This is a genomic window from Microbacterium sp. zg.Y1084 (genome assembly GCF_024623595.1).
In the GTDB taxonomy this organism is placed as follows: Bacteria; Actinomycetota; Actinomycetes; order Actinomycetales; family Microbacteriaceae; genus Microbacterium; species Microbacterium wangruii.
In genome coordinates this window covers 132,573-150,367 of sequence record NZ_JANJGV010000004.1, presented here as the reverse complement: position 1 = coordinate 150,367, position 17,795 = coordinate 132,573, and the positions used below count along the sequence as shown (strand labels likewise).

Annotated in this window: 18 protein-coding genes; 7 read left to right on the top strand and 11 right to left on the bottom strand. The window is 70.7% G+C overall.

The features are described 5' to 3' along the window. Nucleotides 1-1,119, bottom strand: a complete 1,119-nt coding sequence (purM, locus tag NQ165_RS08835) for a phosphoribosylformylglycinamidine cyclo-ligase (RefSeq protein WP_257532696.1) — start codon at nt 1,117-1,119, stop codon at nt 1-3. A gap of 102 nt (nt 1,120-1,221) precedes the next feature. On the opposite strand from purM, the gene NQ165_RS08830 reads away from it, so the two are divergent. Next, entirely contained in the window at nt 1,222-1,830 is a 609-nt protein-coding gene (locus tag NQ165_RS08830; protein WP_257532694.1) for a zinc-binding alcohol dehydrogenase, read from the top strand. A gap of 21 nt (nt 1,831-1,851) precedes the next feature. On the opposite strand, the gene NQ165_RS08825 is transcribed toward NQ165_RS08830, so the two are convergent. Beyond that, nucleotides 1,852-2,151 carry a potassium transporter Trk gene (locus tag NQ165_RS08825; RefSeq protein ID WP_257532691.1) on the bottom strand — a complete coding sequence of 100 codons (300 nt, stop codon included), beginning with the start codon at nt 2,149-2,151 and terminating at the stop codon, nt 1,852-1,854. 40 nt (nt 2,152-2,191) lie between these two features. Beyond that, nucleotides 2,192-2,548 (bottom strand): sterol carrier family protein, encoded by a 357-nt coding sequence (locus tag NQ165_RS08820; RefSeq protein ID WP_257532689.1) that lies wholly within the window; start codon nt 2,546-2,548, stop codon nt 2,192-2,194. Between the two features lie 79 nt (nt 2,549-2,627). Here NQ165_RS08820 and purD point away from each other — a divergent pair, with 79 nt between their 5' ends. Further along, entirely contained in the window at nt 2,628-3,899 is a 1,272-nt protein-coding gene (gene purD / locus NQ165_RS08815) for a phosphoribosylamine--glycine ligase (protein WP_257532688.1), read from the top strand. 97 nt (nt 3,900-3,996) lie between these two features. Continuing rightward, on the top strand, nt 3,997-4,512 hold the full coding sequence (locus NQ165_RS08810) for a nitroreductase family deazaflavin-dependent oxidoreductase (protein WP_257532685.1): 516 nt from the start codon (nt 3,997-3,999) through the stop codon (nt 4,510-4,512). On the opposite strand, the gene NQ165_RS08805 is transcribed toward NQ165_RS08810, so the two are convergent. Continuing rightward, nucleotides 4,509-5,951: a DHA2 family efflux MFS transporter permease subunit gene (locus NQ165_RS08805; RefSeq protein WP_374940939.1), complete on the bottom strand. Its 1,443-nt coding sequence runs from the start codon at nt 5,949-5,951 to the stop codon at nt 4,509-4,511. The two genes, NQ165_RS08810 and NQ165_RS08805, sit on opposite strands and share 4 nt — an antisense overlap. A gap of 266 nt (nt 5,952-6,217) precedes the next feature. On the opposite strand from NQ165_RS08805, the gene NQ165_RS08800 reads away from it, so the two are divergent. After that, entirely contained in the window at nt 6,218-7,549 is a 1,332-nt protein-coding gene (locus tag NQ165_RS08800) for an HNH endonuclease signature motif containing protein (RefSeq protein WP_257532683.1), read from the top strand. Between the two features lie 17 nt (nt 7,550-7,566). Here the strand turns inward: NQ165_RS08800 and NQ165_RS08795 are convergent, their stop codons facing one another. Both NQ165_RS08795 and NQ165_RS08790 read right to left on the bottom strand, forming a co-directional pair. Further along, nucleotides 7,567-8,517: a glycosyltransferase gene (locus tag NQ165_RS08795; RefSeq protein ID WP_257532680.1), complete on the bottom strand. Its 951-nt coding sequence runs from the start codon at nt 8,515-8,517 to the stop codon at nt 7,567-7,569. After that, on the bottom strand, nt 8,517-8,753 hold the full coding sequence (locus tag NQ165_RS08790) for a glycosyltransferase (protein WP_257532678.1): 237 nt from the start codon (nt 8,751-8,753) through the stop codon (nt 8,517-8,519). Before NQ165_RS08790 ends, NQ165_RS08795 begins: the two co-directional genes overlap by 1 nt. A 145-nt stretch (nt 8,754-8,898) precedes the next feature. On the opposite strand from NQ165_RS08790, the gene NQ165_RS08785 reads away from it, so the two are divergent. Both NQ165_RS08785 and NQ165_RS08780 read left to right on the top strand, forming a co-directional pair. Next, entirely contained in the window at nt 8,899-9,828 is a 930-nt protein-coding gene (locus NQ165_RS08785) for a phosphoribosylaminoimidazolesuccinocarboxamide synthase (protein ID WP_257532676.1), read from the top strand. A gap of 81 nt (nt 9,829-9,909) precedes the next feature. Further along, complete coding sequence (locus NQ165_RS08780) at nt 9,910-11,253, top strand: uracil-xanthine permease family protein (RefSeq protein ID WP_257532674.1); 1,344 nt, start codon at nt 9,910-9,912, stop codon at nt 11,251-11,253. A 173-nt stretch (nt 11,254-11,426) separates the two neighbouring features. On the opposite strand, the gene NQ165_RS08775 is transcribed toward NQ165_RS08780, so the two are convergent. From NQ165_RS08775 to NQ165_RS08755, 5 genes are all read right to left on the bottom strand, one after another. Further along, nucleotides 11,427-12,449 carry a LacI family DNA-binding transcriptional regulator gene (locus NQ165_RS08775; protein ID WP_257532672.1) on the bottom strand — a complete coding sequence of 341 codons (1,023 nt, stop codon included), beginning with the start codon at nt 12,447-12,449 and terminating at the stop codon, nt 11,427-11,429. Between the two features lie 21 nt (nt 12,450-12,470). Continuing rightward, nucleotides 12,471-13,961, bottom strand: coding sequence for a GH1 family beta-glucosidase (locus NQ165_RS08770; protein WP_257532670.1), 1,491 nt, complete (start codon nt 13,959-13,961; stop codon nt 12,471-12,473). 4 nt (nt 13,962-13,965) lie between these two features. Then, the gene (locus tag NQ165_RS08765; protein WP_257532668.1) at nt 13,966-14,880 is read right to left on the bottom strand and encodes a carbohydrate ABC transporter permease; all 915 of its coding nucleotides are present in this window, start codon (nt 14,878-14,880) and stop codon (nt 13,966-13,968) included. Further along, nucleotides 14,877-15,935 carry a carbohydrate ABC transporter permease gene (locus NQ165_RS08760; protein WP_257532666.1) on the bottom strand — a complete coding sequence of 353 codons (1,059 nt, stop codon included), beginning with the start codon at nt 15,933-15,935 and terminating at the stop codon, nt 14,877-14,879. Before NQ165_RS08760 ends, NQ165_RS08765 begins: the two co-directional genes overlap by 4 nt. 83 nt (nt 15,936-16,018) lie before the next feature. Then, complete coding sequence (locus tag NQ165_RS08755) at nt 16,019-17,290, bottom strand: ABC transporter substrate-binding protein (protein ID WP_257532665.1); 1,272 nt, start codon at nt 17,288-17,290, stop codon at nt 16,019-16,021. A 255-nt stretch (nt 17,291-17,545) separates the two neighbouring features. Between NQ165_RS08755 and purS the strand changes: the two genes are divergently transcribed. Then, nucleotides 17,546-17,794, top strand: coding sequence for a phosphoribosylformylglycinamidine synthase subunit PurS (gene purS / locus NQ165_RS08750; protein WP_257532663.1), 249 nt, complete (start codon nt 17,546-17,548; stop codon nt 17,792-17,794). Nucleotide 17,795 lies beyond the last annotated feature (1 nt).

Sequence of the window (17,795 nt, the reverse complement as noted above, 5' to 3'; positions counted from 1 at the left end):
TTACTTCGCTCCCTGCTCGCGGTACGAGCCGACCAGGCGCACAGCGCCGCCCTCGACGCCCTTGGCGCCCTGTTCGAAATGCCCCTCAGGCAGGGCGGAGTCGTGCACGACCCCGATCTGCCACGTGGGGATGCCTGCGGCCGTCAGCGCAGCGGCGGCCGCATCGGCACGCTCCGCGGAGACCACCGCGACGAAGCCGACGCCGAGGTTCCAGGTGCCCTCGGTCTCGGTGAGGTCGAGGTCGCCGAGGTCGGCGAGCACGCGGAACACCGGCGGCGGGCTCCAGCTGGCACGGTCGACGTCGACCCAGGTGCCCACGGGCAGCACGCGGGCGAGATTGGCCGCGATGCCGCCGCCGGTGACGTGGCTGAGCGCGTGGAGCGCGTCGCCGAAGTCCGCCGCGAGGCGCAGCAGCGGCGTCGTGTACAGCCGTGTGGGCTCGAGCAGCACCTCACCCCAGGTGGAGCCGAAATCGGCGGCGTTGTCCCCGTAGCCGATGCCTGCTCCCGCGACGATGTGGCGCACCAGCGAGTAGCCGTTGGAGTGCAGGCCGCTGGAGGCCAGCGCCAGCACGACGTCACCCGCACGCACGCGGTCGGCGCCCAGCACGCGGTCCGCCTCGACGACGCCGGTCGCCGCTCCCGCGACGTCGTAGTCGTTCAGTCCCAGCAATCCGGGGTGCTCAGCGGTCTCGCCGCCCACCAGCGCCGTGCCCGTCTCGGCGCACCCGCGCGCGATGCCCTGGACGATGGCGGCGATGCGCTCGGGCACGACCTTGCCGCACGCGATGTAGTCGGTCATGAACAGCGGCTTCGCGCCCACGACGACGATGTCGTCGACCACCATGCCCACGAGGTCGATGCCGATGGTGTCGTGCTTGTCGATCGCCTGGGCGATGGCGACCTTGGTGCCCACCCCGTCCGTGCTGGTGGCCAGCAGGGGCTTGGTGAACCCGGTGAGCGCCGAGGCGTCGAAGAGGCCGGCGAATCCGCCGACGCCGCCTTGCACCTCCGGGCCGTGGGTGCGCTTGACGGCCGCCTTCATCAGTTCGACGGCCAGGTCGCCTGCGGCGGTGTCGACACCGGCGGCGGCATAAGGATCGCGGGGAGCAGAAGCCACGGCTCAACCCTAGCGGCGCGCGAGAGGGGCGGCGCGTCGCGCCCGCCTGAGGGGCGCGGGAACGGCCCGCCCGCCGCGACGGCGCACGCCTACAATGGCCGCATGGTCGGGGGGGCTCCAGAGTGGGTGGTCCGTGAAGACGCGAGCCAGGCGGTTCTCGTCGCTCTCGGCGTGCGTCAGCTCCTCGGCATCCGCTCGCCCGCCGAGCTGCCGTCGCTGCGCAACCTGCCGACGCTTTCCCCGCCACGCGACGACGACCGCCAGGCGGCGCTGGAGCGGCAGTGGCGCGAGTACTGGGCGCTGACGGTGGAGCCGCTGGCGCACCCCTCGCCGGTGCCGCTGGACCTCGTCGACGGCTTCGGCATCCTCGTGGCGCTGCCCACCGAGGGGTTCGACGAGCTGCGCACCGCGATGCTCCCCCACGCCGAGACGGCGGTGGACTACGCGGCACGCGCGCAGGAGCGGTACCGGGCGGATGCCGGCACCGGCTCCCGGGTGTCGTACCGCGCCTACGCGGGGGCGATCGCCGAGCACGAACGGCAGGTGGGCCGGCGCGCGCACTCGTTCGAACTGAATGTGCAGGTGCTGCCCCTCGCGCAGCGCGGCGTCTGGTGGATCGGGTCGCTCACGATCGCCGTCACCGACGGGCTGCGCGGCGATGTCGTGGCCTTCGACGCCGCCATCCACCCGATCATCGCCGAGCTGGCCTGAAGAGGGCCCCGGGCGGCGGTGTCAGTCCTGGGTGCGGATGTGCTCGTGCTCGATCTGCACGTCGCGGGCACGGGCGCTCAGCACGCGGTCGAACACGAGGGCGACGATGCCGCCCAGCGCGATGCCGATCGGCACGCCGAACAGCGCCAGGAAGCCGAACACCTGCATCGGGGAGTACACCACGCCGGTGTCGGTGCTCACCTCGCCACCGTCGCCGAACGCGAAGGTGAGGATCAGGGCCGCCAGCAGCCCCAGCGCCGCCCCGAACCCGAGGAACACCGCGAACTTGGGGGTGCGGCGCAGGCGCGCGGTCTCGGTCATGTCTCCATTGTCTCACCGCGCGGTGGCACCCAGGCCGGGATCAGGGGCGCAGCGGCAGCAGCGCAGACAGGTCGGCGCGCGTGCCCGAGGCGTGGATACGGCCCGCCGTCACGGCATCCGCCCATGCCTCGGCGCCCGTCGCGAGGGCGACCCACGTGTCGGGGTCGGTCTCGACGACGTTCGGCGGGGTGCCCCGGGTGTGCCGCGGCCCCTCGAGCACCTGCACGGCACCGAAGGGCGGCACGCGCACCTCGACGCTGTTGCCCGGGGCCTTCTCGGCCAGCAGCTGCAGCAGATAGCGCACCGCCGTCGCGCGATCGGTGCGGGAGGGGGCATCGGCGGCGGCGAGCGCGGCCAGCGCCGCACGGCCGGCGTCGGTGGAGATCTTGCGCGGCATCCCGCCACGCTACCCGCGCGCGGCGCCGGCGTGAATCGGCAGGCGGAGCGGGAGGGAGGTGTCTCGCTAGGCTGGCCGGGTGAAGATCCTCGTCCTCGGTTCGGGCGCGCGCGAGCACGCCATCATCCTCGCCCTGCGCGCCGAAGACGCCGGGCACGAGCTGTTCGCCGCCCCCGGCAATGCCGGCATCGGCGCCGACGCGACACTCGTCGACCTCGACCCGACCGACGCCGGGGCGGTCACCGCGTTCGCGAACGAGAACGCGGTCGACCTCGTCGTCATCGGGCCCGAGGCCCCGCTGGTCGCCGGCGTGGCCGACGCGCTGCGCGAGCGCGGCATCCCGGCGTTCGGCCCGGGCAAGGCCGCAGCCCAGCTCGAAGGGTCGAAGACGTTCGCCAAGCGGGTGATGGATGCCGCCGGGGTCCCCACCGGCCGCGCCGTGCGCGCCCGCACGCGAGCGGAGGTCGAAGCGGCGCTGACCGAGCTCGGCGCCCCGCACGTGGTGAAGGCCGACGGCCTGGCCGCAGGCAAGGGCGTCATCGTCACCGACGACCGCGATGCCGCGCTGGCCCACGCCGAGGAGTACCTCCCGGACGGGGCGGTGCTCGTCGAGGAGTTCCTCTCCGGCCCCGAGGTGTCGCTGTTCTTCGTCTCCGACGGCGACCGCGTGGTGCCGCTGTCACCGGCACAGGACTACAAGCGCGCACACGACGACGACGCCGGTCCCAACACCGGCGGCATGGGCGCCTACTCACCGCTGCCGTGGCTGGCGGGCGCGTTCGGCGGCGAGGACGAGTTCGTCGCGGAGGTCACCCGCACGGTGGCCGAGCCGGTGATCCGCCAGCTCGACGCCGAGGGCACCCCCTTCATCGGCCTGCTCTACGCCGGCCTGATCCTCACCGAACAGGGCGTCAGGGTCATCGAGTTCAACGCCCGCTTCGGCGACCCGGAGACCCAGGTCGTGCTCGCGCGGCTGGCCACGCCTCTCTCGTCGCTGCTCATGGCCGCAGCCTCCGGTCACCTCGAGGACGAGCCGGCACCGGCCTTCGCCGCAGCGGCCGCCGTCACCGTCGTGCTCGCCAGCGAGGGCTACCCCGCCGCCCCGGTCACCGGGCGCGTGCTGACCGGGCTGGACGACGCCGCATCCGTCGAGGGCGTGCACCTCGCCCACGCGGCGACCGCCTGGCATGACGGCGAGCTCATCGCCACCGGCGGCCGGGTGCTCAACGTCGTGGCGCTCGGCAACACCTTCTTCGAAGCGCGCGAGCGCGCCTATGACGCGCTCGGCAGGATCCACCTGGAGGGCTCGCACCACCGCACGGACATCGCCCGCCGCGCCGTCGAGGACTGACGCCCCGCGACGGATCGGCCGCGCGCGCACGGGCATCCGTTCGCAACGCCGCGCAGCGCACCACCCCCGCGGCGGCGCGCGGTGCCATGCTCGTGACATGGCCAACATCGTCGTGAGGACCCTGCGCCGCACCCTCGCCCCGGTGACGCGCACCCGCACCTTCCGCCGGGTCGCCCCGAAGGCGCTTCCGGTGGCGGAGCGGGTGCTGAAGCGGGTCACCGGGGGCCGGCTCATCGTCTCCGGCATCCTGGTGCCCTCGCTGGTGCTGCACACGACCGGCGCGAAGAGCGGGCAGCCGCGCGAGACGCAGTTGATGTACACGCCCGACGGGCACGGCGGTGGCATCGTCGCGGGAACGAGCTTCGCGCGGGAGCAGCATCCGGCGTGGACGGCGAACCTGCGGGCGCACCCGGATGCCGAAGCCGACGTCCGCGGCCGACGGTACCGGGTGCACGCCGTGCCGATCCCCGACGACGAGCGCGACGCCGCGTGGGCGCTGATCGAAGCGCAGTGGCCGGGCTACCGCCAGTACGAGCGGGACTCGGGGCGCACGGTGCGGCTGTTCCGGCTGACGACCGACACCGCCCCGTCGCCGTTCACCGGGCGCCTCTAGCGCTGCGCGGGCGCGGGCGCTTCCGCGGGCGCGGGCGTCCCTCCGGGCGCGCGCACCGGCGCGGGCCGGCGCAGGAACAGCACGGCGACCACTCCGAGCAGGAGCACCGCCGCCGGCAGCAGGATCGCCTGCCCCATCGCCGCCGCGAACCCGGCCGCCGCCTCCGGCGGCAACGCGCCTGAGCCGAGCCCCGCCCCCGCCATACCGGGGAGGTTGGCCTCCAGACGCCCCTGCATCACCGCAGCGATCGCGGCCGATCCCAGCACCGAGCCGATCGTGCGCATCGTGTTGTAGACGCCCGAGCCGGCACCCGCCTGGCGGGGGTCGAGGTTGCGCGTCGCGGTCGTCGCCAGCGGGCCCCACAGCCCGGACTGCCCGATCCCCATGAGGGCGGCGGGGAAGAGGAACATCCACGTCGGGGTGTCGGGGGTCATCAGCGACGCGTACCAGACGAGCGCGGATGCCACCGCGATCATCCCCGGCACGAGCAGGAACCGCGGGTCGGTGCGGTCGAGCAGACGTCCCGCCAGCGGGGAGAGGATGCCGGCCGCCACCGCCGTCGGCACCAGCAGCAGGGCGGCATCGGTCGGGCTCAGCCCGCGCGCCAGCTGCAGGAAGAACATGAACGGCAGCGACATGCTCGCCGCCATGAACCCCACCGCCGTGATGCCGATGCCGGCGACGGAGAAGTTGCGGTCCCGGAACAGCGACATCGGCACGAGCGCCTCGCTGCGCGTGCGAGCCTGCTGAGCCACGAACAGCGCCAGCACCACCAGGCCCGCGGCCAGCAGCATCCACACCGTCACCGGCCCCCAGATGGCGCCCCAGTCGTAGTGCTCCGCCTCCTGCAGGGCGAACACGATGAGGAACAGGGCGACGGCGCTGAGCACCACGCCCAGCATGTCGAAGCGGTGCGGGTGCGTCGGCAGCTTCGGCACCAGCATCCACGCGAGCACGAACCCGACCACGCCCACGGGCAGATTGACGAAGAAGATCCACTCCCACCCGAGGCCGTCCACGAGCAGGCCGCCGGCGAGCGGACCCACCAGCATCGCCACACCGGAGGTCGCGCCCCACAGGCCCATCGCCGCGCCCCGCCGGGCGGCGGGGAAGGTGCGGGTGATCACAGCCATCGTCTGCGGGGTCATCAGCGAGGCGCCGATGCCCTGCAGCGCCCGGAACGCGATGAGCGTGCCGAGGGTCGGCGACAGTCCGCAGCCGAGCGAGGCGAGGGTGAACACCGCGAGTCCGGCGAGGTAGATGCTCTTCGGGCCGAACCGGTCGCCCAGGCGCCCCGTCACCAGCAGCGGCACGGCGTAGGCGAGCAGATAGGCGCTCGTGACCCACACGACGTTGTCGAGGTCCGCCGTGTCGGGATCCAGCGCCGCCTTGATGGCGGGGTTGGCCACCGACACGATCGTGGTGTCCACGAGGATCATGAAGAAGCCGATCACCAGCGCCCACAGGGCCGGCCAGGGGCCGGTGGCGGGCGCGCCCGTGGCACGTCCTGCGCCGCGGCGAGCGCGGGTGTCAGAGTCGGTCACGCCGTCAGCCTCTCCCTCTGCGGTCCTCGCGGTGCGGAGGAGACTCTACGCCTGCTGGCCGACACCGGGGGCGGCGAAAGCCGAATGGGGGCGCACTTCCGCTCGCAGATAGATGTGCACAGCGCTTCTCGTTATCGTACATATGTACTATACTCGGTGCCATGGAGAACGGACTCCGCGACATCGCCGCAGCACTCGACCTGCTGGTCGCCGCAGGTGCCGACCGGCCTCCCGGGTCACTGACACCGGGCGAGCTGATCGCGGTGAACGACGCCTTCGGCGCACTGCGCCGTCGAGTGGATGCCGCGTTCGCCCCGGTGGCCGCCGAGATCGCCCGCCAATCCCGCTCCGAGCTGGGGAAGGACTCGCTCGCGAAGAAGCAGGGTCACCGCTCTCCCGCAGCGCTGATCTCGGCGACGACGGGATCGACCACCGCAGACGCGGTGCGCCTGGTGCAGGTCGGCGAGGCCACCGCGCCCCGCATGACGCTCGCCGGCGAGCGCCTCCCGGCCAAGCACCCGCACGTCGCCGGCGCGGTGGCATCGGGGAAGCTCGGCATGTGGGCGGCATCCGCGATCATCACCCTCCTGGACCGCGTGTCGCTCCGCGCCGACGCCGCCGTCCTCGACGCGATGGAAGAGCGGCTCGCCGAAATGGCGCCGGGCCTGCGCCCCGATCAGCTGGGAACGCTGCTCGCCCGCGCCGAGGCCCACCTCGACCCCGACGGCGTCGAGCCGCGTGAGACCGAGCGACGCGGCGAGCGCAGCCTGGTGATCCAGGAGCGGGACGGGATGGTCGTGCTGACGGCGAAGCTCGATGCCGAGACGGCGGCACCCGTGAAAGCCGCCATCGAGGGGATCGTCACCGGAGTCCTCCGCCGCAATGAGCACGCCGACGATGCCGAGAAGGACCGACGCAGCGTGCGTCAGATGCAGGCGGATGCCCTGGCCGACGTGTGCCGTCACGCGCTCGGGTGCACGCAGCTGCCGACGCTCCCCACGACCACCGTCATCGTGCGCATGGACCTGGACGCGCTGACGGACGGCGTGGGCACCGCGAGCATCGATGGGATCGACCAGCCGCTCTCCGCAGCCGCCGCCCGACGGCTCGCAGCCGACGCGGAGATCATCCCCTGCGTCCTCGGCGGCGACAGCGAGATCCTCGACTGGGGACGTGCCAAGCGGCTCTTCACCGCGGCGCAGAAGCTGGCACTGGGCGAACGCGACGGTGGCTGCGCCTCGTGCGGCGCTCCGTCCGCCCGGTGTGTCGTCCATCACATCCGATGGTGGGCGCGAGACGGCGGGTCAACCGACCTCGGCAACGGCATCCTCCTCTGCGTCGGATGCCACCATCGCATCCATGACAACGGCTGGGGGATCGAGGTCGAGGGCGTCGGGACGCGGGCGAAGGTGTGGTTCGTCCCACCGAAGTGGCTCGATCCGGCGCAGACCCGGCGTCTCGGCGGGCGACATCGCTACGACCTCGCCAGCTGACCGGGCCTTCGGGTGGTTCAGCGGAGCGCATCCAGGATGCGGAGGGCCTCTGTCGTTCCGTTTTCCGTGGACATGATCCTGGCGGCCTCCGTGACACGGACGCGATAGTCGTCGAGCGCATCCAGCGCGGTGCGGAGCGTGCGCACGGTCAACGCCCGCGATCGGATCGGGGCGGGGGCGAGTCCAGCCGCGTGCAACCGCGCACCCCAGAAGGGCTGATCTGCGATGAACGGAACGATCACCGAAGGCGCGGCGGCGAGCGTCGCCGCGTGGATGGTGCCAATGCCCCCATGGTGGACGGCGGCCGCCGCGAGCGGCAGCACCGTCCGATGGGCCACGCTCTGCATCACCAGCACGTCGCCCCCTGCGCGGTCCGGCGGCACCTCGATGCCACCGAGCCCCGTGGCGACGAGTACGCGGAAGCCCTGGTCACGTGCGGAATCGATGATGACGCGCCCCCGAGCCGCCGCCCCGGGTGCGCCCATCGAGCCGAACCCCGCGTACACGAAGGGTCCGGCTTCGATGAACTCAGCGACATCGGCGCTCACATCCTCCGAGGCTCGCCCGCGCAACCACGGGCCCGTCATGTGGACCGTCTCCGGCCAATCGTCGGGTCGAGGGAGGATGGCGGTACTGACAGGGAGAAGGGTCGCAATCGGCTCCGACGGACGCCGGCGTGAGCCGCCGACGAGGGCTTGCGCCTCCGCGAGCTCTGAGCGGAACATGGCGGTCGCTGCCCGCCCGGCTCGATATGTCCATCTATTGAGTGGGCGGATGCTGCGAGTGATCGTGCCGGCGGCCGGGAACGCGGCGGTCTCGGTGAGGACGGGAACTGTTTCGACCAGGACGTGCGGCACTCCGAGCGCATCCGCGACGAGGGGCGCGGAGAGGACCTTCGGGTGGTACACGATGAGGTCGGGCCGGTACTCGAGTGCCGCGCGAGCCCCTTCCACGATCACGCGTCGCATCAGCGGCTGCACGACTGATCGGAAGCTGCGCAGCGCCCGGGCCGGCGAGCCCCCTGCGATCGGATCAGGCGGGTGAAGTCCGCGCCCATGCTCACGATGTCCACGCCGGCAGCGACGTCGAGGGCCTCGGGAACCACCAGGCGCACGCGGTGTCCGGCCGCCGCTGCGCTTTCGCCCAGTGCGATGAACGGTTCCACATCGCCGCGGGAACCGGCGGTCGCGAGCAGAAGTCTCACCCTGCGCCCCCTCGGGAGATCGTCGACGCGGGTCCAACGTACTCCTGCGGCCGACGAAGCACCGGGCTAGCCGTCGGCGTAGCGAGCGCCAGGCGGTGGAGGGGGACGGTGCGGGCGGGGGCGGTGAGCCGTCGATAATGGGCAGGTGACTTCCCCCGAGCTGCCCGGCTGGCGCCACGTCTACTCCGGCAAGGTGCGCGATCTCTACGTGCCCGATGCCGCGGCGAGCGACGAGGTCGTGGCCGACCGCATGCTCGTCGTCGCCAGCGACCGCGTCAGCGCCTTCGACGTCGTGCTCGAGCCCGGCATCCCTGACAAGGGCGTGCTGCTGACCACCCTGAGCCTCTGGTGGTTCGACCAGCTCGCCGGCGCGGACGGCGGGCGCGGCATCCCGAACCATCTGGCAGCGACCGCCGTGCTCGGCGACGACGACGAACCGCACTCCCTCGTACCCGAAGCGGTCGCCGGGCGCGCGATGGTCGTGCGTTCGCTCGACATGCTCCCCGTCGAATGCGTCGTGCGCGGCTACCTCACCGGCTCGGGCTGGGCGGAGTACCGCGCGCACGGCACCGTGTGCGGCATCCCGCTGCCGCAGGGCCTCGGGGATGGCGACCGTCTGCCCGAGCCGATCTTCACCCCCGCCTACAAGGCGCCGATGGGCGAGCACGACGAGAACATCTCCTTCGAGCAGACCGTGCAGCTGGTGGGGCGCGCGCGTGCCGAGGAGCTGCGGACCACGTCGCTGGAGATCTACGCCCGCGCCGCGGCGACGGCCGAGCGGAACGGCCTCATCCTCGCCGACACGAAGTTCGAGTTCGGTCTCGACGACCAGGGCATGCTCACGCTCGCCGACGAAGTGCTGACCAGCGATTCGTCGCGCTACTGGGATGCCGCGGCCTGGCAATCGGGCACCACCCCCGCCGAGCGCATGGCGTCATTCGACAAGCAGATCGTGCGCGACTGGCTCGCGGCGAACTGGGACAAGCAGGGCACGCCGCCCGCGCTGCCCGGCGACATCGTCGAGCGCACCGCCGACCGCTACCGGGAACTGTTGGAGAAACTCACGGGCGACTGACGTCACACACGCAGGGCCTCACAGGTTTTTCCCAGATAATGGGATTCGTCTTCCCCCTTGTCCTTTGACCCGAGGAGTCCCATGGCCATTTGGCGCCTGCACGGTGACGGCCGTCACGTCGAACGCGGAGCCGTCGTCAAGCCCGAAGAGAGATTGAGCTGGGGCGCGACGATCGCGATCGGCGCTCAGCACGTCGTGGCGATGTTCGGCGCCACCTTCCTCGTGCCGATCCTCACCGGTTTCCCGGTGTCGACGACCCTGCTGTTCTCGGGCCTCGGCACGCTGCTGTTCCTGCTGATCACGAAGAACCGCCTTCCCAGCTACCTGGGATCGTCGTTCGCGTTCATCGCGCCGATCACCGCCCTCAACGGCGGTGACCCGCTCGCGAGCCCGGAGCAGCTCACGCAGGCGCTCGTGGGTGTGGTGGTGGCCGGAGCACTGCTGGCAGGCGTCGGCTTCGTGGTGCAGGCGGTGGGAACCGGCTGGATCGAGAAGCTGATGCCGCCGGTCGTGGCCGGGTCCATCGTCGCGCTCATCGGGTTCAACCTCGCCCCCGCGGCGTGGAACAACTTCCGCCTGCAGCCGGAGCTGGCGACCGTGACCCTGGTGGCCGTCGTGCTGTTCAGCGTGCTGTTCCGAGGGTTCCTCGGCCGCATCTCGATCTTCCTCGGCGTGATCGTGGGCTACCTCGTGGCGGCGTTCACCGGGCAGATCGACTTCACCTCGGTGAACGAGGCCGCGTGGATCGGGCTGCCCGAGTTCCACCTGGCCGCGGTGACCGACCCCGCCGCATGGGCGCTCGTGCCGATGTTCCTGCCCGTCGTGCTCGTGCTGATCGCCGAGAACGTCGGCCACGTGCGCGGTGTCGCCACCATGACCGAGGACCCCTCGATCAACAAGCACACGGGCCGCGCGCTCATCGCGGACGGCGCGGCGACGATGCTCGCGGGCGGCTTCGGCGGCTCCGCGACGACGACCTACGGCGAGAACATCGGCGTCATGGCCGCCACGCGCGTGTACTCGACGGCGGCGTACTGGGTCGCCGGCACCGTGGCGATCCTGCTGGCCTTCTCACCCAAGATCGGCGCCCTGTTCAACACGATCCCCGCCGGCGTGCTCGGCGGCGTGACGACCGCGCTGTACGGCCTCATCGGCGTGATCGGCATCAAGATCTGGGTCGACAACCGCGTCGACTTCTCGCGCCCGGTCAACCAGTACACCGTGGCGGTGTCGTTCATCATCGCCATCGCCGGCTTCACGATGGACTGGGGCTCGCTGCAGTTCGGTGCGATCGTGCTCGGCACGGTCGCCGCGCTGGCGATCTACCACGGCGGCAACGCGATCGCCCGGTGGCGCCGCACCGGCGCCGACGACGGCGGCCCCATTCCCGCCGTCGGCCAGCTGGGCGGCGACATGCAGGACTGACGCACCGCGGGCCGCGCGATGCGCCGCGCGGGCTCCGCGGACCGTGAGACTGCATCTGGCGGCTGAGACAGCGGGTATTACCCACAGTCTCAGCCGCCAGTTGCAGTTTCAGCGGAGAAGCGGGGGCACGGGGGCGCGGGAAAGCGACGGCGGAGAGACCGCGGCCAGCCGCGTCAGGCGGAGCCGCGGACGACGAGCTCTGTGTCGAGAATCGTGACGTGGCGCGGGCGACCACCGGCCAGCAGGTCCAGCAGGATCGACGCCATCGTCTCGCCCTGCAGGTGGGACGGCTGTCGCATCGTCGTCAACGGCGGGCTCACGGCGGTCGCCACCGGCGAATCGTCGAAGCCGACGATGGCGATGTCCTCGGGCACGCGGATGCCGGCGCGACCCAGCCGCGCGAGCGCGCCGCGGGCCATGAGGTCGCTGGCGATGAAGAGCGCGTCGACGTCGAGCTTCTGCTCTACCATCTGCGAGGCCGCTGCCGCGCCGCCGTCGGCGGTGAAGCCGCCGCCGAGCACGACCGCCTCCTCGAGACCCGCCGCCGCCAGTGCTTCGCGGAACCCGCGCAGCCGGTCCACACCCGCGGGCATGGTCAGCGGTCCGGCGATCGTGCCGATGCGGCGTCTGCCGGTATCGATGAGGTACTGGGTGGCCTGCCGCCCGCCCGCGACGTTGTCCACGTCGACGTAGTAGTCGTTCTCGCGCTCGCGCACCGGGCGGCCACCGTAGACCACCGGCACCGCGGCGGCGATGCGGTCGATGAACGTGTCGCTGGTGTGGTGGGAGATGACGATGGCCCCGTCCACCGCGCCGCTGCGCACGTAGCTCGTCGTCTTGTCGCGCGGGTCGTCGCTCGCGATCATCAGGTTGAGCACGTAGTCCGAGCGACTGATGCGCGCGTTGATGCCCGAGACCACGGCCGCGAAGAACGGGTCGCCGAAGAAGCGGGTGGTGTCCTCGGGAACGACCAGCGCGATCGCGAGCGTCTGACGGCTCGCGAGGGAGCGCGCCGCGCGGTTGGGCACGTAGTTCAGCTCGGCGATGGCGCGGTTGACCGCCGCCAGCGCCGAGGAGCTGACCGCGGTGGAGCCGTTCACCACGCGCGACACGGTGGAGCGCGACACGCCGGCCGCGGCGGCGACCTCTTCGATCGTCACCGCCCCGGGCGCTTCACGGGTGGTGTGGGTGTTCATGTCGCTCCCCGGGCCGTCTGGTCAGCCCGCCGCGGCAGTGCTGTCCAGCGCCCGCGCGGCGATGATCCGACTGTACTCGCGGCCGCTGTCCTTCACCGTGCGCTCGAGGGTGTCGTAGTCCACGCGCACGATGCCGAAGCGCTTGTCGTACCCCCAGGCCCACTCGAAGTTGTCCATGAGCGACCAGTAGAAGAATCCCCGCACGGCCACGCCGGCGTCGATGGCGTCGAGCGTGGCGTTCAGGTGCGCCGCGAGGAACGCCGCCCGGTCGCCGTCGGGCACGCGCAGCGCACCATCCTCCACGACGGGAGCGTCGTTGAAGGCCGCGCCGTTCTCGGTCACCGCGAGCACCACGCCCGCCTCCTGGGCGTAGTCGTCCCAGATGCGCCTCAGCAGGCGGGTGAGCCCCTCGGGCTGCACCTCCCAGTTCTGCGCCGTGCGCGGCAGCCCGCGCTCGACCGTGTGCATGTCGCGGTCGTCCGGGTACGGGCTGCGGGTCGCCCGGCTGCTCAGCGGCGCTCCCGAGACCGGCGGCACGGCCGGCGGCGTGGCCGACACGAGGTCGCCGTGGTAGTAGTTCACGCCCAGCGTGTCCAGCGGCTGGGAGATCGTCTCGAGGTCCCCACCTCGGACGGCCTCCTCGAACCGTGCCACCGCGCCGGCATCCACCTCCCGGATGTCCGCGACGATGTCGGCCGGGTACTGGGCGCGGAACAGCGGGTCGAGGAACCACCGGTTGAACTGCCCGTCGAGGCGCCGGGCGGCGTCGACGTCGCGCGGGTCGGCAGGGTCCGCCGGGTCGGCGACGGTGTGGTTCAGCGTGATCCCCAGATCGAGCGAAGCGTCGCGCGAGCGCAGCTCCCGCACCGTCATGCCGTGGCCCAGCAGCAGGTGGTGGGATGCCAGCAGACCCTCGGCCACGCTCTGGTGACCGGGCGCGTGCTCGCCTCCCGTGTAGCTGAGGAACGAGGCGCACCACGGCTCGTTGAGGGTCGTCCACACCGCGACGCGGTCGCCGAGGGCATCGTGCATGTCGAGTGCGTACTCGGTGAAGCGCTCGGCCGTCTCACGATTGATCCAGCCGCCCTGCTCCTGCAGCGCCTGCGGAAGGTCCCAGTGGTACAGCGTCAGCCACGGCAGGATGTCGGCGTCGAGCAGTTCGTCGACGAGGCGCTTGTAGAAGTCGACGCCCTCGAGGTTGAGCGCGCCACCGTCGGGCCGCACGCGCGACCACGACGTGGAGAACCGGTAGGTCTGCAGCCCCATCCGCTTCATCAGCGCGACGTCGTCGCGGTAGCGGTGGTAGTGATCGCACGCCACGTCACCGTTGTCGCCGTTGATGACCGCTCCGGGCACGCGACAGAAGGCATCCCAGATCGAGTCGGTGCGTCCGCCCTCGTGGGCGGCCCCCTCGATCTGGTAGGCCGCCGTCGCGGCGCCGAACAGGAAGTCGCCGGGGAAAGGTCGAGTGGATGCCATGAGGGCAGACTCCTCCTGTGAGATGGTGCTCATTGTCTCAGCCCTTGACCGCGCCGGCCATGATGCCGCTGACCAGCTGCTTGCCCGCGAAGATGAACAGCAGCAGCAGCGGGACCGTGGCGAGCACGACGCCGGCGAGCACGACGGAGTAGTCGACGAAGTAGTTGGACTGCAGCAGGGACAGCGCCACCGGGAGGGTGGGGTTCTGCCGGTCGAGCACGATGAACGGCCAGAAGAAGTTGTTCCAGGACCCCACGAAGGTGAACAGGAACAGCATCGCTGCCGCCGGACGGGCCGCGGTCACACCCACGGTCCAGAAGGTGCGGATCATGGACGCACCATCGACGCGCGCCGCCTCGATCAGCTCGTCGGGCACCGCCTGACGCAGGTACTGGGTCATCCAGAACACCCCGAAAGCACTGGTGAGCGCGGGGATGATGATCGCGCCGATCTGTCCGGTCCAGCCGAGGTCGGAGAACAGGATGTACAGGGGCACCACGCCCAGCTGCTGGGGAACGGCCATCGTGGCCACGACGAACACCAGCAGCGCCGGCCCGCCGAGGAAGCGCAGCTTCGCGAACGCCCAGCCGGCGAGGGTCGAGGTGACCACGACGGCGGCGGCGATGAGGAACGAGCTGTAGATGGAGTTCCACAGCGCCGGCCAGAAGTTCACCGCCGGGTTGTTCAGCACCGCCGTGGCGTTCTCGATGAAGTTGCCCAGCGGCACCCACGGGAAGGCGCCGCGCAGCGTGGTGGCGTCTCCCGAGCCGATGACGAAAGACCAGTACAGCGGGAAGACGGCCGAGAGGAAGACGGCGCCGAGCGTGCCGTAGACCCAGAACCCGGGCCGCGAGCCGCGGATGCGGATGGTCTTCGCGCCGCGGCGGCGCTGGGCCGCGTTGGGGATGCCCTCTTCGACGACCGCGAGGGGTGTGGGCGTGCCGATGCTCATCGCTGGGACTCCTTGACCGTCTTCTTGGTCGCTCGCGCGGCCCGTTTCTGCTCGCGTTTGCTCAGCTCGGACCGCAGGCCCTCATCTCGCACGAGGGTGCGGGTGAGCAGGAGGTTGAGCAAGCCGATGCCCAGGATGATGATGAACAGGATCCAGGCCATGGCCGCGGCGCGGCCGAAGTTCCACTGCCCCCAGCCGATGTCGTAGAGGTACAGCGTGATGGTCAGCCACTGCTGGGCCGAGCCGCCGCGACCGAACTGGTCGAAGACGCGGGGCTCGTCGAAGATCTGCAGACCGCCGATGGTCGAGGTGATGATCACGAAGATCAGCGTCGGCTTGAGCGACGGCATCGTGATGCTGAAGAACTGCCGGATGGGGCCCGCGCCGTCGACGGTCGCGGCCTCGTAGAAGTCCCGGTTCACGGCCTGCATGGCGGCCAGGAGGATGAGCGTGTTGTAGCCGACCCAGCGGTAGTTGACCATCGTGGCGATCGCGACGTGGCTCCAGAAGGGCTCGACGTGCCAGGGGATGGCGGAGATGCCGATCAGCTGCAGCCAGCTGTTGATGAGGCCGGACTTGTCGGCGAACATCGCGTTGAAGATGAGGCCGACCGCCACGGGGGCGACGACGTAGGGCACCAGCACGCTCATGCGCCAGAAGGTCTTGGCGCGGATGTTGCGGTCCAGCACGGAGGCGATGAAGATCGCCAGCAGCAGCTGCGGGACGCTGGAGAGCACGAAGATGCTGAAGGTGTTGCGCAGCGCGGTCCAGAAGTGCGGCTGCGTGAGGATCCAGACGTACTGGTCGAAGCCGACGAACTCACCGGAATTGCGGACCAGGTCCCAATCCATGAAGGAGATGACGGCGGTGTACGCGATGGGGAAGAGGCCCACGATCGCGAACATGATGAAGAACGGCGAGATGTACAGGTAGGGCGAAACCTTCAGATCCCACCGGCTCAGCCGGTGCGAGAAGGAGATGACCCGCGGCTGGCGCGGAGGCGGCGCCGCAGGGGAAGCAGCACGCGTCTGCGGGCGGGATTCAGTAGCGGTCACGATCGCCTTTCGTCTTCGGATGATCACGGGGTGCGGGTCACGGTGCGACCCGCACCCCGTGGATCAATGGGCTGGTGCCGGGATCAGAAACCGCTGATCTCGGTCAGCCAGGTGTTCCAGGCGGTCTCCTTGTCCTCGAGACCGTCGAAGACACGGGTGATCGCGTTCTGCAGGGCGTCGTGGTACTGGAAGTACTTCTCACCCTTGTAGGTCGACACCTCGATCGCGTTCGCGCGGTCGATGCCGATCTGTCCGGTGGGAGCGCCGTTGAAGTACTCGTTGGTGTACGAGGTGACCGCGTCGCTGTCCTGCGCCTCGACCTGGCTCGGGAACGTGCCGGCGTTCTCGAAGGCCTTGATCTGGTTCTCCGGAGCGGTCAGCCAGTCGGCGAGCTTCTGGGCAGCCTCGGTGTTCTTGCCGTCGGCGGGGACGACGAGGTACGAGCCGCCCCAGTTGCCGCCACCCTCGGGGAAGGCGTTGGCGATGTCCCAGCCCTCGACCTCGGGCGCCTCACCGGCGATGATGCCGTGCATCCACGGCGGGCACAGCATGGCGGCGAACTCGCCACCGGCCATGGCCGCGTACCAGTCGTCGCTCCACTGACCGGCGAAGGCCGAGATCGGCAGGCCGTTGTCGATGACCTGGTCGTAGGCGGCGCGGATGTCGGGGTTCTCGGCGGCGATGATCGTGCCGTCCGGCTCCTCGTAGGCGAGCTCGAGCTGGTTGACGAAGCCCTGCAGCAGCGAGTTGGCCGAGTCGATGAACGGGGTGCCCGTCTTCTCGACGTACTCCGAACCCACCTGGAAGAACGCGTCCCAGGTCGGGAACAGCTCGGCGACCTCTGCGCGGTCGGTGGGAAGGCCGGCCGCCTCGAACAGGTCGGCGCGGTAGCAGATGCTCTGCGGGCCCATGTCGGTGCCGTAGGCCACGAGGTTGCCGTCGGCGTCGGTCGCGGCGGCCTCCTTCCAGTCCAGCCAGCGGCCCTTCAGGTCGTCGGGCACCGGAACGACGAGGTCGGAGTACTTCATCATCTCGGTGAACCAGTCCACCTCGACGGCCTCGACGTCGGCGAGACCGCCCTTGCCGAGCTTCTGGAAGAAGTTCGCGCGTGCGTCGTTGGACGTCGCCGCCTTGTTGTGGACGACCTTGATGCCGGTCTCCTCGGTGAACTCCGCGAGAAGCTCGTCCGAGTAGCCCATGTCGTTGAACGTCGCGAGCGTCAGGGTGGCGGTGGCGTCGCCATCGCCGTCGTTCGACGCGGCGTCGCCGCCACCGGCACAGCCGGCGAGGACGATTGCTGTGGTCGCGACGCCGGCCAGCAGGGCGGTGGTGCGTCGCAGTGCGCGTGTTTTCACGTGTCACTCCTTTGTGGTGGTGGTTCGTGCGGGACCCCGGCCGTCGCACCCTCCGGGTGGGAGCGCTCTCACCGGTTGCCAACAATGTATGGGATCGCTCCCACGAACGCAAAGGGAGCGCTCCCATTCTTTGTCACGGTTGGATAACGTGCCCGGAGACCGCCGCCCGAAGCGCTCGCCGTGCGCCAGATGAGGCGGGCCGCGCGCACCCATAGACTGGGACGGCACCCTTCCCGCGACATCCGGAGCCCGAACATGCCCACCATCGTCGTCGACGTCATGCCCAAGGCCGAGCTGCTGGACCCGCAGGGAAAGGCCGTCGCCGGTGCCCTCGACCGCCTCGGCATCGCCGGGTTCGGTGACGTGCGCATCGGCAAGCGCTTCGAGCTGACCGTCGACGGCGAGGTCACCGACGAGGTTCTCGCCACCGCGCGCCGTATCGCCGACGACATCCTGTCCAACGCCGTGATCGAGGACGTGGTGGGCATCGAGGTCGTCGAATGAC

What these genes read in the sequence shown, in the direction of transcription:
- NQ165_RS08830 (WP_257532694.1), top strand. Translation starts at nt 1,222, where the DNA reads ATGGTCGGGGGGGCTCCAGAGTGGGTGGTCCGTGAAGACGCGAGCCAG.
- NQ165_RS08825 (WP_257532691.1), bottom strand. Translation starts at nt 2,151, where the DNA reads ATGACCGAGACCGCGCGCCTGCGCCGCACCCCCAAGTTCGCGGTGTTC.
- NQ165_RS08820 (WP_257532689.1), bottom strand. Translation starts at nt 2,548, where the DNA reads ATGCCGCGCAAGATCTCCACCGACGCCGGCCGTGCGGCGCTGGCCGCG.
- NQ165_RS08810 (WP_257532685.1), top strand. Translation starts at nt 3,997, where the DNA reads ATGGCCAACATCGTCGTGAGGACCCTGCGCCGCACCCTCGCCCCGGTG.
- NQ165_RS08805 (WP_374940939.1), bottom strand. Translation starts at nt 5,951, where the DNA reads ATGATCCTCGTGGACACCACGATCGTGTCGGTGGCCAACCCCGCCATC.
- NQ165_RS08800 (WP_257532683.1), top strand. Translation starts at nt 6,218, where the DNA reads ATGGAGAACGGACTCCGCGACATCGCCGCAGCACTCGACCTGCTGGTC.
- NQ165_RS08795 (WP_257532680.1), bottom strand. Translation starts at nt 8,517, where the DNA reads ATGCGACGCGTGATCGTGGAAGGGGCTCGCGCGGCACTCGAGTACCGG.
- NQ165_RS08780 (WP_257532674.1), top strand. Translation starts at nt 9,910, where the DNA reads ATGGCCATTTGGCGCCTGCACGGTGACGGCCGTCACGTCGAACGCGGA.
- NQ165_RS08775 (WP_257532672.1), bottom strand. Translation starts at nt 12,449, where the DNA reads ATGAACACCCACACCACCCGTGAAGCGCCCGGGGCGGTGACGATCGAA.
- NQ165_RS08770 (WP_257532670.1), bottom strand. Translation starts at nt 13,961, where the DNA reads ATGAGCACCATCTCACAGGAGGAGTCTGCCCTCATGGCATCCACTCGA.
- NQ165_RS08765 (WP_257532668.1), bottom strand. Translation starts at nt 14,880, where the DNA reads ATGAGCATCGGCACGCCCACACCCCTCGCGGTCGTCGAAGAGGGCATC.
- purS (WP_257532663.1), top strand. Translation starts at nt 17,546, where the DNA reads ATGCCCACCATCGTCGTCGACGTCATGCCCAAGGCCGAGCTGCTGGAC.